Raw genomic sequence first — 15,456 nt, 5'->3', positions numbered from 1 at the left:
TTCTATGTTGCTTGTCATTGATACCGGGAACACCAACACGCTGTTCGCTATTCATGATGGCGAAAATTGGGTTGGGGAATGGCGCATTGCGACTGACGCCGCGCGCACAGCAGATGAGTTCGCGGTCTGGTTCTATCAACTCATGTCCATGTCGAACCTGTCGTTTAAGGATATTGAGGGTTGCGTAATTTCCACCGTGGTGCCGCAATCCTTGTTTAATCAACGGAATTTGGTTCGAAGGCATTTGGGAGTTGAGCCGCTAGTTGTCGGTGAACCAAATGTTGAACTGGGTATTGGAATTCGCGTTGATAATCCGTCGTCCGTTGGCGCGGATCGGCTTGTCACTGTATTGGGCGCAGTGCAGTCTTATGAGGGACCGTTGATCATTGTTGATAGCGGTACAGCGACAACATTTGATATTGTTTCCGGCGACCGCCATTTTGAAGGCGGGGTAATTTGCCCGGGCATTAACCTGTCGATGCGAGCGCTGCACGAAGCGGCGGCGCAACTACCGCGGATCGAGATCCGACGGCCCGACCGTGTCGTTGGTAAGGACACCGTATCCGCCATGCAATCCGGTGTGTTCTGGGGTTATATCGGGCTGATTGACGGGCTAGTAAGGCGTATTCGCGAAGAAGATGGGCGGGACTTCACCGTCATTGGAACAGGTGGCGTTGCCAGCCTGTTTGACGGCGCGAGCGAAACAATCCAGCATTTTGATCCGAATCTAACGATCCGGGGTTTGCTGGAAATCTGGAAGTTGAACCGACCGAATGGCTAAAAATCAAGACGAATTCGTATTCCTACCGCTGGGTGGATCCGGCGAAATCGGAATGAACCTGAACTTGTTTGGCTATGGCAGGCCGTCCAGTCGTAAATGGGTCATTGTCGATATTGGCGTGACGTTCGGCAATGCTGAAACGCCGGGTGTCGATATTATCATGCCGGACACGGCTTTCATAGAAGAGCACAAACATAATCTTTTGGGGATTGTGCTTACCCATGCGCACGAAGACCATATGGGCGCGCTGGCCCGTTTGTGGCCGCGCTTGCGTTGCCCAGTCTATGCAACGCCCTTCACCATGTGGTTGGTCAAGGACCGTTTGGCGGAAGCCGGGCTGCTGGATGAAGTTGAACTCATTGAAATTCCGCTCAAAGGCAGTTTTGATCTCGGACCGTTCCAATTCGATCTGATTTCTCTGACACACTCTATTCCTGAACCGAACGCACTCGCGATCCGCACAGATCTCGGCATGGTTCTGCATACAGGCGATTGGAAGATTGATCCCAACCCACAAATTGGTGAGGGCGTTGACGAAGACGCGCTTAAAGCCATTGGGGATGAGGGGGTCCTCGCGATGATTTGCGACAGTACCAATGTCTTCTCGCCGGGCTTCAGTGGATCAGAAGATGGCGTCCGCATAGAGCTAACGAAGCTGATCGGGGAGCATAAGGACCGGGGCATGGCGGTCGCCACCTTCGCGTCCAATGTCGCGCGCCTGCAATCGATTATGTATGCCGCGAAGGCGAATAAACGCTCAGTCTGTTTGATTGGACGGTCGATGAAACGCATGACGGCGGCGGCGAAGGCTGTCGGGATGCTCACCGACGTGGGGCATCTTTTGTCTGAGGACGAAGCGTCCGCCATGCCCGCAGGGCATGTTCTTTATCTTTGCACCGGAAGCCAAGGCGAACCGCGCGCGGCCCTGTCTCGGATCGCAGACGGGTCGCACCGAACGGTTAAATTTAAATCTGGCGATGTTGTGATCTTCAGCTCGAAAATCATTCCCGGCAATGAGTTGGGCATCTTTGCTTTGCAGAATGCTTTGGCGGATGATGGGGTAAAAATCATCACAGAAAAGGATCGCCCGATCCACGTGTCCGGCCACCCAAATCGGGGTGAACTCAAAACGATGTATGAATGGGTCAAACCTAACGTCGCGATTCCGGTGCATGGCGAACGTCGCCACTTGTTGGAACATGCCCGGTTTGCAAAAACAGTTGGTGCGAAAATTTCGATCCCGGGCCGGAATGGTGAAATGATTCGACTCGCGCCCAATGGCCCTAAAATCATCGATATTGTTCCGACGGGTCGTCTTTACGAAGATGGCGGGAAGATTGTGTCGTCAATGGATGACGGCATGCGGCTCCGTCGCAAAATGGCCTATGCTGGCCATGTCGCCGTCAGCGTCGTGGTCAATGAAAAAGGCCGATTAATTAGCGGACCAGAACCCAGGATCAGTGGATTTCCAGAGGGCGAAAATGGTGCGGTGATGGATGAATTGCTCGATGCTGTCGCGGAAATGGCGGAGCGCGCCTTTAATGAACTGGCTCCGCGCGCGCGCAAAGATCTGGACGCAATAGAAGAAAAGCTTCGCGGTCGTGTCAAACGCGTCGTGCGCAATTTGACTGACAAACGTTCTATCGTCGAAATCCACGCGCATATGGTCAAAGGGGCCGCTTAAATGATTGGTCCGCTCAACCATGTCGGCGTTGCCGTTCCGGATATTCGTAAGGCGATCGCGTTCTATCGGGATGTGCTCGGCGCGACCGATATTACTGAGCCTCAGGATTTGCCCCCGCAGGGCGTGACTTACGCGTTTGTTACGCTGCCAAGCGGACAAGTTGAACTGATTGAGCCTTATGGTGAAAACTCCCCAATCCTGAAATTTCTGGAGCGAAACCCCAAAGGCGGACAACATCACGTTTGTTTCGAAGTTGATGATATTCATATCGCGAAGACCACAATGGAAGCGCGCGGCATGCGCGTTCTGAACGAGCCCCGTATCGGCGCGCATGGCACGCTCGTTGTCTTCCTTCACCCTGGTGACAGCGGGGGTGTGCTGATTGAACTCATGGAAGCCCCTGACGTTGAGCATTAGGCGACTCTCATGAACTGGTTTACGGGACTCGCATCTTTCCTCATCCTTTGGTGGCTCTCGCTTTTTATTGTCCTTCCCTTGGGAATTCGGGGGCAGGCCGAGGACGGCTCGGTTGAACCCGGAACGGAACCGGGGGCGCCAATTCGACCCCGTATGATTCGTAAGGCACTTTGGGCAACCGGACTTGCGATAATTTTCTTCTTACTGCTCCATTGGGTCCTGTCGACGGGATGGCTGACATGGGAACGGATGGGCGTCATATTTGGGCTGAATCGAGACACATAACGCGCGTTCCCCGAAGATTTCCTGCAAGCGCTCGCTTGCTCGTTGGCGAGTGCACAGCTAAGCGCGCACAATGCGACTCTCACGCTATTTCCTTCCTCTTCTTAAAGAGACCCCGTCGGATGCGACGATTGCCAGCCACAAGCTGATGTTGCGTGCGGGGATGGTTCGGCAAAATAGTGCCGGCATTTACACTTGGCTGCCGCTTGGGTTCAAAGTTCTCAAAAAGATCGAGCAGATCGTTCGCGAAGAGCAGAACCGAGCAGGCGCAGTCGAAATGCTGATGCCGACCATTCAATCAGCGGACCTTTGGAAACAGTCGGGCCGTTATGATGCCTATGGTCCGGAAATGCTGCGGATTACGGATCGTAATGATCGCGAAATGCTGTTTGGGCCAACGAACGAAGAAATGCTGACTGATGTGTTTTCGTCTGATGTCCGATCCTACAAAGATTTACCGAAAATGCTGTATCACGTGCAGTGGAAGTTTCGTGATGAGCGGCGCCCCCGTTTTGGCGTGATGCGCGGACGCGAATTCCTGATGAAGGATTGCTACAGCTTTGATCTCACGCCCGAAGACGCGCGCAAGAGCTATCACAAAATGTTTGTTGCCTATCTCAAAACGTTTCAGAGGTTAGGTTTGAAAGCTGTCCCCGTTAAAGCGGCGACGGGACCCATTGGGGGCGATCTTTCTCATGAGTTTCATATTCTCGCGGAAACAGGTGAGAGTGAAATATTTTGCGACAAACGAATTTTAGAATTGGATCCTATTGGAGATGTAGACTTCGACAGTGATTTGTCTGAGATTGTTGAAGCTAGAACGCGACTATATGCGAGAGCTGATGAAGAACACGAAGGATGGAATTTTGAAGATTTGCCTGAAGATCAAAGGGTTTCTGCCCGAGGAATCGAGATTGGACACATCTTCTACTTTGGCACGAAATACTCCGAGCCGTTCAATGCGAAAGTACAAGGCCCGGACGGTAAACCGACTGCGGTCGAAATGGGTAGTTACGGCATTGGTGTCTCGCGTCTTGTTGGCGGAATTATCGAAGCCAGTCATGATGAAAACGGGATCATTTGGCCGGAAGACGTATCGCCATTCGATGTCGGCATTATCAATTTGAAATCTGGTGATGAGGATTGCGACCGCGTTGCGGACGAGCTTTATCAAGCACTGATCGCAGCGGGACTGGATCCACTTTATGATGATACGTCAGATCGTGGTGGGGTCAAATTCTCGCGAATGGACCTGATTGGTCTGCCTTGGCAGATTGTGATCGGGCCACGAGGGTTGAAAGACGGAATCGTCGAGCTGAAACATCGGCGCACGGGTGAGCGAGAAAACCTCTCTCCTGAAGCGGCTGTGGCGAAGCTAACAGGCTAGACGATGGCTGAGGTTACTCAGAACGCCCCATTCGGGTCGGTCGAGCGTAAGATTTCGATGCGCTATTTGCGCGCGAAGAAAACGCATGGCGGCGTCGGCTTTATTGCTGTCATCAGCTTCACCTGCATCATGCTCGCCATTGCGGCGATGATCACTATCATGTCGATCATGAACGGCTTTCGCGCTGACATGATCCGCCTGACCATTGGCAGTGAAGGCCATATTTATGTGCAGTCTGTACAGCCGGACATCACTGTCGCGGAGATCGAAGCGCTAGAGCAACGGATGCAGGCTATTCCGGGCGTTGAAAATGCATTCCAGTTCACGCAACATTTCACGGGTGTTCAAGCCAATGGCCAATTCGCGCTGGCGCAAGTCATCGGGATAGCCAAAGATGATCTGATGGCGTTTGAGTTAATCGCGGACGGCGTCATTCAAGGCGATCTTCGCTCTCTGGGTGAAGGAGAGGGGTCCGATCATGCGATTGCGATTGGTTCAGCGATGGCAGCGGGGCTTAGTCTTCAAGTTGGGGATCGCTTGCTCGTCTATTCACCGCGTACACGCCAAACAATTTCCGGCGCGGTTCCTGTTCGTAAAACCTATACGATTGGCGCAATTTTTGACGTTGGTCTTTTCGTGACCAACCAAACTTATATTTACATGGATTTGGATGAGGCGACGCTCCTTTTCGAGGGTGGCAAGGTGAAGGGGGATATTCAACTCAGACTCGAAGACCCTGACGAAATTGATGAGTTGCGCCCACAAATCTTCGAACAAGCAGGGCAGCCGATCCGGCAAATGACCTGGAAAGACCGCAATCAATCTACGGCGAGCGCGCTGCGCGTTGAACAAGTGGCGATGCGTCTGATCTTTATGATTGTTGTAATCATCGCCGCGTTCCCCGTGTTGGCGTCAATGATTATGTTGGTGAAGAACAAGTCGCGCGATATTGCGATCTTGCGCACCATCGGCATGACACGCGCAGGCATTTTACGGATATTCCTGATGAGCGGCGCCACCGTGGGCATTCTTGGAACGCTAGTCGGCTTGATTGTCGGCGTATTGTTCTGTTTGAATTTATATTCGATTCAGCTTTTCATCGAAGGTATTATGGGCGTGCAACTGTTCCCTCAGGACGTTTACCAACTGACGGACCGCATTCCCGTCAAGATTGTTTGGTCCGAGGTCGCGTCTGTCGCGCTGTGGGGCTTTATGATTTCCGCGATGGCTGTGTTTTGGCCCGCTTGGCAGGCCTCTAAAATCGATCCGGTCGAGGCTCTCCGCTATGACTAGGCCCGTTCTTTCCGTTCGCAATTTGCATCGATCCTACAAATCCGGTGGGGGCTTGTTAAAGGTTCTTGCCGGGGCTGACATCGATATTTTTCCCGGTGAAATGGTGGGCCTGATTGGACCGTCTGGATCGGGTAAATCAACCCTGCTGCATGCGGCGGGGTTGCTTGAAAAGCCCAATGCGGGTGAAGTTTTTATCAATGGTCGTGAATGTTTGAAACTGCCGGATGATGAACGCACGGCTATCCGGCGCGAACGGATCGGGATGGTCTATCAGTTCCACCACTTGCAAAAAGAATTCACGGCTGAAGAAAATGTGATGATCCCACAAATGATTGCCGGCAAGACATCACGCATTGCGCGGGCTGAAAGTCGGCGTTTATTAGTGGCGATGGGCCTGGGTGAACGACTGACCCATCGTCCCAGCCAAATGTCTGGCGGGGAACAACAACGGGTCGCTATCGCGCGTGCATTGGCCAATCGGCCGCAAGTTTTGCTGTCTGATGAACCGACGGGCAACCTTGATCCGGCAACAAGTGCTGTTGTCTTTGATCAGCTGTACCAGCTCACCCGTCAGGAAGGCGTCGCGGCCCTTGTCGCTACGCACAACATGCAACTCGCGAGCTATATGGACCGTTTGCTGACTGTGCGTGAAGGCATGGTTGTTCCGTTTATTCCGGCGCCTGTTTCCTACTAATCGCGTAAAAAACGAGACCGACACCAATCAAAACGAGTGCCCCGACGGCGGTTTTGGGTGAGGTTGTGACGACATAGATCAGTGTGAACGCCGTAATCGCTAAATAGACAAGTGGAACAAGAGGGTAGGCGGGAACTTTGAACGGGACTTCTGCCTTTGGCTGTTTGCGTCGTAGGATGAACAGTCCCAAAACTGCGAGCAAGCTGTTGAAGGCCAAGAGGCTTCCGGCGAAGATGATAATCGTCTCAAAGGTCTGGGTGAGGACAAAAAATGTCGCGATCCCGCTTTGCAGCCAGACCGCATTACGCGGAACCCCATCTGCATTGGTGCGAGCTAACCATCGGAGCGGATGGAAGTCTTCTCCAATGGCCTGTAGCGCCCGCGGGCCAGCCAGAGTCATGGCCGAGACGGTGCTAATCAGAAGTAAGGCGAGCATACCGCCTGCGATCCGCCCGCCGCCATCGCCAAATATGCCCCGCGCTGCAATATAGCCGATTTCGACCTCGCCGCGCAGAGCCTCCATCGGCGCGGCGCGAAGAAAGACGACGTGAAGTAAAATATAAAGGACAGCGACTAGGAGGGTGCCTTTGACCAAGATGCCGGGGAGTGACTTTTGCGGCTCAGCTAATTCTCCCGAAATATAGGTCGCAGCGTTCCAGCCCGTGTAGGCATAAGAAACATAGATGAGAGACACGGCGAAAGCCGGAGAGAGCAGGTTCGCTCCGTCTCCGGGTTTTGGCAGAAACGAGATCGGCTGTGGATCGCGCACAAGGAATAAACCCGCGGCGATGAAGCCGATTATCAGGGCAACCTTGATGGCCGTCAAAGCGGTCTGTGAGGCGCCTGACATGCGGCGCGAGCGTCCGTGCAGATTGCCCATTGTCAGAACGAGCGCGATTGCCATCGCAGTTTGCATCCCCGGTGTCATATCCCAGGGGAGGACGGCCGCCATATATTTCGAAAACGCAATCGCGACGGCTGCAATTGGCGCCGCAAAGCCAATGGTCGCGGAAACCCAGCCTGACACGAAACCTGCGGCGGGATGGTATATCTCACCAAGAAAATTATACTCACCGCCAGATCGGGGCAGGCGGGTTCCAAGCTCGGCATAGCTCAGCGCACCACATAGCGCAGCCACACCGCCAATTATCCAAAGCATCAAAATGGCAAAAGGGGAGCTAATGTCGAGGAGTTGAAAACCGAGCGACGTAAATACGCCGGTTCCGATCATATTGGCTATGATGACGGCGGTGGCCGTACGCGGGCGGAAGTTGGCGCTCATCTATTCTCCGTGCGGGCCGCCGTATCATAAGGCAAGCGGGTAATTATCCACACGACGCGCGTCGAATCAGGGAAAGAATTCCTAATCTGTTGACATGAGAACAAACATAGAACAGAACAAAATGGCAACAGAGTAAGAGAAAAGGGGATAACCATGATGAAGCAGTTCGCACAAGACCTTGGAGCGGCTATCGTTCTGGCAGCATTCGTCACCGTCATGTCGGTTTGGATGATGGTAATTGGAGGATAATGTTGCCCATGGTTCGTGACTTCGTTCATCTTCGTATGCGGTCTCCTTATTCCATGTTGGAAGGGGCGCTGAAAATGAAGGAGACGGCCTCACGGTTGACGACCTATCGCCAACCGGCGATTGCGATCACTGACACGAATAATCTTTGCGGCGCTTTGGAGTTTTCCGAGGCGATGACAGGGGCGGGCATTCAGCCTATAATTGGGCTGACCTTGTTTTTAGACTTAGAGGGGGAACGTCAACCCGGACAACTCCGCACGGAGCTTGATGGAACAATCGTTCTGCTCGCGCAGGATGAGACAGGTTATAATAACCTGATGGCCTTATCGTCAGCCGCGTTTCTGGATGTCGATGCTGTCGATGAACCTCATGTCAAACTGAGCGCGTTGAAGGGCCGTACGGACGGCGTAATCGCGCTGACGGGCGGATTGGATGGCGCGCTAGACCGTCTCATCAATGACGGTCGTCCCGAAGAAGCCGAACGCTGGCTGACGACACTTTGCGGGATGTTTCCCAACCGCCTTTATATCGAATTGCAGCGTCACGGATTACCCCAACAAGCGAAGACCGAGCCCGTCCTGATTGAGATGGCCTATCGGCTCGACATTCCTCTCGTCGCTACAAATGAGCCCTATTTCATTGGGCCAGAAATGTATGATGCGCACGATGTGTTGCTCGCAATGAATGAAGGGTCTTATGTTCTTGAACAGGACCGTCGAAAACTGACTGCGCGCCATTATCTGAAGTCATCAGAAGAGATGATTCCGCTTTTTGAAGATATTCCCGAAGCGATTGCCAATACACTCATTATCGCACAGCGCTGTGCCTATCGCTCTCTCAAGCGCGATCCGATCCTACCGAATTTTGGTGACGGCTCGCAATCAGAATCAGATATTCTCGCCAACCAAGCGCGTCAGGGATTAGAGGCCAGGTTAGCCTTGATTGATCTTGCACAGCCGCGAGAGACTTATTTCGAGCGATTGGATTATGAGCTCGACGTGATCACCCAGATGGGGTTTCCGGGTTATTTCTTGATCGTTGCCGACTTTATCAAATGGGCCAAGGATAATGATATTCCTGTCGGTCCGGGACGCGGGTCTGGTGCGGGTTCCGTTGTCGCGTGGGCGTTGACAATTACTGATCTGGACCCTCTTCATTACGGTCTCCTATTCGAACGGTTCCTCAATCCAGAACGGGTCTCTATGCCCGATTTCGACATTGATTTTTGTCAGGAACGTCGCGGCGAAGTGATTGAATATGTCCGGAAGAAATATGGTGACGGACAGGTTGCGCAGATCATTACATTCGGAACCTTGCAGGCACGGGCGGTTGTTCGTGACGTAGGACGCGTGATGCAAATGCCGTTGGGGCAGGTCGACCGATTGGCGAAATTGGTGCCCAGCAATCCGGCAAACCCTGTCACGCTTCAGCAAGCCATCAACATGGAGACATCTCTTCAAGATGCTCGCCGCTCAGACCCCAAGGTCAGACGCTTGCTAGATACCGCGCTATCTCTCGAAGGTCTTTACCGAAATGCCTCGACCCACGCAGCCGGGGTGGTGATTGGAGACCGCCCATTAACGGAACTGGTTCCGCTATACCGCGATCCACGCTCAGACGTACCCGCGACGCAGTTTACGATGAAATGGGCAGAAAAAGCCGGCCTCGTGAAGTTCGACTTTTTGGGCTTAAAAACACTCACCGTGATTGACCGTTGCCTGAAACTGCTCCGCAAGGACGGGGTCGACATAGATTTGGCCACAGTTGGAACATCGGAGCCGAAAGTTTATGAACCGTTAGCGAGAGGCCTGACGGCGGGGGTTTTCCAATTGGAAAGCTCCGGCATGCGCGATGCCCTTCGCAAGCTGGCGCCGGACTCGATAGAAGAATTGACCGCGATTATCTCTCTCTATCGGCCCGGACCGATGCGAAACATTCCAGACTTTATCGAACGGAAATTCGGGCGCCAAGAGATCACCTATCCGCATCCAAAGTTGGCGGATTTGCTTGAGGAAACCTACGGTATTATCATTTATCAGGAACAGGTGATGGAAATCGCCAAGGTCCTATCGGGCTTCTCCTTGGGCGACGCTGACTTGTTGCGTCGCGCAATGGGTAAGAAAGATCAGGCGGAAATGGACCGCCAAAAAGATAAATTTATCGACGGCGCCGTTGCCCGTGGAGTGGATCGTCATCAAGCGTCGGGTATCTTTGATCTTGTAAACGAATTTGCGGGCTACGGGTTCAACAAATCACACGCGGCCGCTTATGCGATGATTTCATTTCAAACGGCCTATCTCAAAGCGCTCTATCCCGCCCATTTCATTGCCGCGATGATGAGCCTTGACCTGAGTGTTGTGGAAAAGCTGTCATTCTTCTTTCAAGAAGCCAAACGGATTGATGTCGATATCCTTCCGCCTTGCGTTAATCGGTCGATGGCCGATTTTGATGTTGTTGACGGCAAGGTTCTCTACGCCTTGGGCGCACTCAAAAACGTGGGACTTGAGGCGATGAAACATGTCGTTGAGGTTCGGACGCGCGATGGCAAATTTTCAGACATTTATGATTTCGCACGGCGTGTTGATATGCGGGTTGTTAATAAGCGCGCGATGGAAAACCTCGCCCGCGCGGGCGCGTTTGATTGTCTGGGCGTGTCGCGCGCAACGGCGCTGGCGTCTGCGGGCATGCTCCAGAAGGTTGGGACATTGGCGGCGCAAGAGCGTGAGTCTGCACAGGTCAATCTGTTCGGCGGTATTGATGAGGCGACACCTGACCCTGATCTATTAGTGAGGTCGGATTGGGAAACAGTCGAAGCGTTGGAGCATGAATTTGGGGCTGTCGGCTTTTACTTAGGCGGCCACCCGCTGGAGGAGCATCTCAAAACTGTCTCGATTAAAATTGTGCCTTCGGAACAGATCGAAGCGCTTGCGATATCGGGGAAGCGGAATTTCCGTGTCGCCGGCATTGTCCGTAACCGCCAAGAACGAAATTCCAAACATGGGAAGCGTTTTGCCTATCTCGGTTTGTCCGACCCGAGTGGTGAGTTTGAACTTTTCGTGCCTGAAAACCTGCTCTTTACTAAGCGTGAGGTCATGACCGTCGGGAACGCTGTGATCTGCGAAGTACGGGTCGAGGGCGAAGATGGCGATCTGCGCTACTTTGCCCAAACGGTTCAATTGATTGCAGGGTCGTCATCACAATCTGATGATCGCCTTCCCCCGAAAGGCCTCCGTATTCGGTTACGCGATGTTGAGACGTCCACGCTGGATGAATTGGAAGCTATGCTGTGCAAACTTCGCGATGCGCCGCATCTTATTTCAGGCATTATCGAGCTCTCTGGCCCATTGAGTGACGCGCGCGAAGCCCGTTGGCAGCTGCGCGGAAGTTGGGCGATTGACCCCAATATTCGAAAGGCGTTGAAAGCGAATAGCGCGATTGAAACAATCGAAGAAATTGCGGCCTAGGTGAAAACACCCTCAATTCTGTCTCTCAACAAGTTGACCAATTCTGGATCCATAAATTGATAGAGGTCTGGTACGTCAAGCGTGTGAAGGGTCACTTGAGACAGTGTACGTCTGATCATGGGCCTCAGTCGATCCGCGTGCGACGAATCCATGGCGATGATGACGTCAGCCCAAGTGATGTCGCGGTCTGGTACGCGTTTGCGTGCCGATGCGCTAACTCCGGCTGAGCGAACGTTGAAGCGATCATCTTTTCTGTAAATGCGTTCAGCTGTAGGGCTTCGCCATTGGTTGCGTGAGCAGACAAAGAGAATATTAATTGGATTGCCGTGCATAGAGGCTTGATAAAGGTTTCGTCTCGACCGCACAAACCCCTTGCATCCCGTCTCTTGCGCAGTATAGCGCGTTCCATCAATTCGCGTGCGGGTTTTGGCCCTGTGCATATAGCGCAGACGTCAGTTCCGGTGAGACATCAGTCTCTCAACCCCGCATTTAGGTTAACCGGAAGAAGGAGATATCCCATGGCTCTTCCTGAATTTTCTATGCGCCAACTGCTCGAAGCAGGCGTACACTTTGGTCACCAGACACACCGCTGGAACCCAAAAATGGCACCGTATATTTTCGGCGCTCGTTCAAACATTCATATTATGGATCTGTCGCAGACAGTTCCTTTGTTGCACCAAGCTCTCAAAGAAGTCCGTGATGTTGCCGCTAAAGGCGGTCGCGTACTCTTCGTTGGTACAAAGCGTGCGGCATCTGAGCCTGTGGCACAGGCCGCGGGTCGTTGCGCACAATATTACGTCAATCACCGCTGGCTTGGTGGGATGCTCACCAACTGGCAGACCGTGTCTAAATCAATCGCGCGCCTGAAGCAGCTTGATGCAATGGACCCGAACGAAGCCGGCCTGACCAAGAAAGAACTCTTGAACCTGGCTCGCGAACGTGAACGTCTTGACCGGACACTCGGCGGAATCAAAGACATGGGCGGTAAGCCTGACCTGATGTTCGTGATCGACACGAATAAGGAAAGCATCGCGATTAAAGAAGCGCGTCGCCTTGGCATCCCTGTTGTTGCGATCCTCGACACGAATTGCGATCCATCAGAAGCTGATATTCCGATCCCAGGTAACGATGATGCGGCCCGTGCTATTCAACTCTATTGTGAGCTGATGGCGGATGCTGTGTTGGACGGTATGACCGAAGCCGCTGCCTCTGTTGGTATGGATATCGGCGCTGCTGAAAATCCAGAAGAGCTTGCTCTTGATATGGCTGCTCCTGAAGAAACAGCTGCTGCGGCACCCGCCGCCGAAGCTGCTCCTGCACCTGCTGCTGAGCCTTTGACAACAGAGACACCTGTTGCTGAAGCTCTTGCCGATGTTAATCCAAAATTGGATGCGACAGAGCAAGTGACGTCGGAAGCTGCTGCTGAGGCTGTTAAACCAGCTGAGGGTTAAGCCCTTTAAATCTCCTCGCGCCGCTCTTATTTGCGGCGCGAACCCCATAAAATTCTAAGGATGGAGAGACACCATGGCAATCACTGCCGCAATGGTCAAAGAACTGCGCGAAATTACGAGCGCAGGCATGATGGACTGCAAAAAAGCACTCAACGAAACCAATGGCGACATGGATGCTGCCATTGATTGGTTGCGCACCAAAGGGATCGCGAAAGCGGACAAGAAAGCGGAACGTATCGCGGCCGAAGGTCTTGTCGCCGCTGCGACATCTGGCACAAAAGGTGTCGTCGTCGAAGTGAACTCTGAGACTGACTTTGTGGCTCGCAACGAAATTTTCCAAGCTACTGTAGCTAAGATCGCCACGCGCGGTCTGGATGTTGACGATAGTGCGTCTCTGGGCTCAGCCGAACTCGAAGGCGGCAAGTCGGTCACTGAATATCTGACCGAGTTGGTTGGTAAAATCGGTGAGAAAATGTCATTCCGCCGGATGGAAAAACTAGAAGTCAGCGAAGGTGTTGTGGCATCTTATATTCACAACGCGGCCGCGACTGACATGGGCCGGATTGGTGTTTTGATTGCGCTCGAATCGTCTGGTGACGCAGTAAAACTGGAAGAATTGGCCAAAAAAATCGCGATGCATGTCGCGGCGACGTCACCTCTTGCCAATACTGTCGCTGATTTGGATCAAGCTATCGTGTCTAAAGAGCGTGAAATGCTAAAAGCTGAAGCGCTGGATTCTGGTAAGCCAGAAGCCATTGTCGACAAAATGGTCGAAGGTCGGATGCAGAAGTTCTTCAAAGAAAGCGTTCTCGCGACGCAAATCTTTGTCATGGACGGTGAGCGTACGATTGAAAAAGTTCTCGAAGATGAAGGTAAAGCCCTTGGCGCCGACATCAAACTCACAGGTTTCGTCCGTATGGCCGTTGGTGAGGGAATTGAGAAAAAAGAAGAAAACTTCGCAGAAGAAGTGGCCGCAGCCGTTAAAGGCTAAGGCGACAATTTCGAATATCCAGCCTGCTCCGAGATTCTCGGGGCAGGCTTTTTTGTGTCGACGGCTTGGATATAGCCGTGCGCTACGATAGAGCCGCCAAAACTGCCGCTTTAGCGACGGATATCGAGGTTGAGGATCATATGGCTGACTATCAATATAACCGGGTTCTCCTGAAAATTTCAGGCGAAGCCCTGATGGGTGAGCATGAGTACGGGATTGATACGGAAACCGTCACCCGGATTGCCGGAGAAGTCGCGGCTGCGCATGAAAAAGGCCTGCAAATCGCCCTCGTTATTGGCGCGGGTAACATTTTCCGGGGTCTATCGGCTCAAGCCACGGGGATTGAACGGTCTACAGCGGATTATATGGGGATGTTGGCGACGGTCATGAACGCCCTCGCGATGCAGAGCGCATTGGAGCAGATCGGCGTTCCGACCCGCGTGCAATCCGCGATCCCGATGCAGACAGTTTGTGAAAGCTATATTCGCCGTCGCGCCGTGCGGCACATGGAAAAAGGCCGAGTCGTTATTTTTGCTGCGGGCACAGGCAACCCCTATTTCACGACTGATACAGCTGCGGCGCTTCGGGCGGCGGAAATGGACTGTGATGCTTTGCTAAAAGGTACACAGGTGGACGGTGTCTATGATTCTGATCCCAAGACTAACCCTGATGCTGTGCGTTACGAGACATTGAGCTATCACAAAGTGTTATCCGACGACCTTAAAGTTATGGATGCATCTGCGATTGCTCTGATGCGTGAAAACAATATTCCGATTATCGTGTTTTCATTGCAAGAGATGGGTGCTCTCGACGCGGTTATGGCCGGTCATGGTACATCGACCATTATAAAGGCATGATTCGGCCTTGATGAACGCTCAAAGACAGTGGAGGACAGGTAAATGACCGGTTTTAAAGTTTCAGATTATCGAAAACGTATGGACGGTGCGCTCGAATCGCTCCGCAAGGAATTTGGCGGGTTGCGGACTGGCCGTGCCAACGCAGGACTGCTCGACGGTGTCGTGGTCAAAGCCTATGGATCAGAAATGCCGATCAATCAGGTGGCGTCCGTCTCGGTTCCGGAGGCCCGCATGCTGACTGTGTCCGTGTGGGATAAAAGCATGGTTGGCGCCGTCGATAAGGCCCTGCGCCAAAGCAGTCTGGGGCTGAACCCGGTTATGGACGGTCAAAACTTACGGATTCCTATGCCGCCATTGACTGAAGAGCGGCGCCGGGATCTCGCGAAAGTTGCCGGGACATATTCCGAGAATGCCAAAATTGCGGTTCGCAACGTTAGACGCGAAGCCATGACGACGCTTAAACGCCTCGAAAAAGATGGCGATATGGGTGAAGATGAGCAGAAGTCGCATGAAAAAGATGTTCAATCTGCGACTGATGAGCTTGTTAAACAAATTGATGACGCACTTTCGCACAAAACCGATGAGATTATGCAGGTCTAGCGATTTCTGATCCTGATACATATG

Annotated in this window: 14 protein-coding genes; 12 read left to right on the top strand and 2 right to left on the bottom strand. The window is 52.8% G+C overall.

From position 1 onward, the window contains the following. Positions 1-4: 4 nt before the first annotated feature. The 7 genes from IE105_RS06190 (at position 5) to IE105_RS06160 (ending at position 6,538) form a co-directional block, all read left to right on the top strand. Positions 5-781, top strand: a complete 777-nt coding sequence (locus IE105_RS06190; protein WP_189496857.1) for a type III pantothenate kinase — start codon at positions 5-7, stop codon at positions 779-781. Next, complete coding sequence (locus IE105_RS06185; protein ID WP_189496522.1) at positions 774-2,465, top strand: ribonuclease J; 1,692 nt, start codon at positions 774-776, stop codon at positions 2,463-2,465. The genes IE105_RS06190 and IE105_RS06185 overlap by 8 nt, the downstream gene beginning before the upstream one ends. Further along, positions 2,466-2,882 carry a methylmalonyl-CoA epimerase gene (gene mce, locus IE105_RS06180; protein ID WP_189496520.1) on the top strand — a complete coding sequence of 139 codons (417 nt, stop codon included), beginning with the start codon at positions 2,466-2,468 and terminating at the stop codon, positions 2,880-2,882. Positions 2,883-2,891: 9 nt separating this feature from the next. Further along, a complete protein-coding gene (locus tag IE105_RS06175) occupies positions 2,892-3,167 on the top strand; it encodes a DUF1467 family protein (protein ID WP_189496518.1) in 276 nt (91 codons plus the stop codon). A 70-nt stretch (positions 3,168-3,237) separates the two neighbouring features. Continuing rightward, positions 3,238-4,551: a proline--tRNA ligase gene (gene proS / locus IE105_RS06170; RefSeq protein WP_189496516.1), complete on the top strand. Its 1,314-nt coding sequence runs from the start codon at positions 3,238-3,240 to the stop codon at positions 4,549-4,551. A 3-nt stretch (positions 4,552-4,554) separates the two neighbouring features. Then, a complete protein-coding gene (locus IE105_RS06165; protein ID WP_189496514.1) occupies positions 4,555-5,844 on the top strand; it encodes an ABC transporter permease in 1,290 nt (429 codons plus the stop codon). Then, positions 5,837-6,538, top strand: coding sequence for an ABC transporter ATP-binding protein (locus IE105_RS06160; protein WP_189496511.1), 702 nt, complete (start codon positions 5,837-5,839; stop codon positions 6,536-6,538). The genes IE105_RS06165 and IE105_RS06160 overlap by 8 nt, the downstream gene beginning before the upstream one ends. Here the strand turns inward: IE105_RS06160 and IE105_RS06155 are convergent. Next, a complete protein-coding gene (locus IE105_RS06155; protein ID WP_189496509.1) occupies positions 6,513-7,820 on the bottom strand; it encodes an APC family permease in 1,308 nt (435 codons plus the stop codon). The genes IE105_RS06160 and IE105_RS06155 overlap by 26 nt on opposite strands. A 248-nt stretch (positions 7,821-8,068) precedes the next feature. Here IE105_RS06155 and dnaE point away from each other — a divergent pair, with 248 nt between their 5' ends. After that, positions 8,069-11,533: a DNA polymerase III subunit alpha gene (gene dnaE / locus IE105_RS06150; RefSeq protein ID WP_189496507.1), complete on the top strand. Its 3,465-nt coding sequence runs from the start codon at positions 8,069-8,071 to the stop codon at positions 11,531-11,533. On the opposite strand, the gene IE105_RS15650 is transcribed toward dnaE, so the two are convergent. After that, positions 11,530-11,865 carry a low molecular weight protein tyrosine phosphatase family protein gene (locus tag IE105_RS15650; RefSeq protein WP_189496505.1) on the bottom strand — a complete coding sequence of 112 codons (336 nt, stop codon included), beginning with the start codon at positions 11,863-11,865 and terminating at the stop codon, positions 11,530-11,532. The two genes, dnaE and IE105_RS15650, sit on opposite strands and share 4 nt — an antisense overlap. Before the next feature lie 186 nt (positions 11,866-12,051). Here IE105_RS15650 and rpsB point away from each other — a divergent pair, with 186 nt between their 5' ends. From rpsB to frr, 4 genes are all read left to right on the top strand, one after another. Beyond that, positions 12,052-12,984 (top strand): 30S ribosomal protein S2, encoded by a 933-nt coding sequence (gene rpsB, locus IE105_RS06140; protein WP_189496503.1) that lies wholly within the window; start codon positions 12,052-12,054, stop codon positions 12,982-12,984. 73 nt (positions 12,985-13,057) lie between these two features. Continuing rightward, positions 13,058-13,975, top strand: a complete 918-nt coding sequence (gene tsf / locus IE105_RS06135; protein ID WP_189496500.1) for a translation elongation factor Ts — start codon at positions 13,058-13,060, stop codon at positions 13,973-13,975. 140 nt (positions 13,976-14,115) lie between these two features. Then, positions 14,116-14,832 (top strand): UMP kinase, encoded by a 717-nt coding sequence (gene pyrH / locus IE105_RS06130; protein WP_189496855.1) that lies wholly within the window; start codon positions 14,116-14,118, stop codon positions 14,830-14,832. A gap of 42 nt (positions 14,833-14,874) precedes the next feature. Further along, entirely contained in the window at positions 14,875-15,432 is a 558-nt protein-coding gene (gene frr / locus IE105_RS06125) for a ribosome recycling factor (RefSeq protein ID WP_189496499.1), read from the top strand. The last annotated feature ends 24 nt before the right edge of the window (positions 15,433-15,456 follow it).

This window comes from Algimonas arctica, assembly GCF_014652695.1.
Lineage (GTDB): Bacteria > Pseudomonadota > Alphaproteobacteria > Caulobacterales > Maricaulaceae > Litorimonas > Litorimonas arctica.
This window is presented reverse-complemented; position numbering and strand designations above follow the sequence as displayed.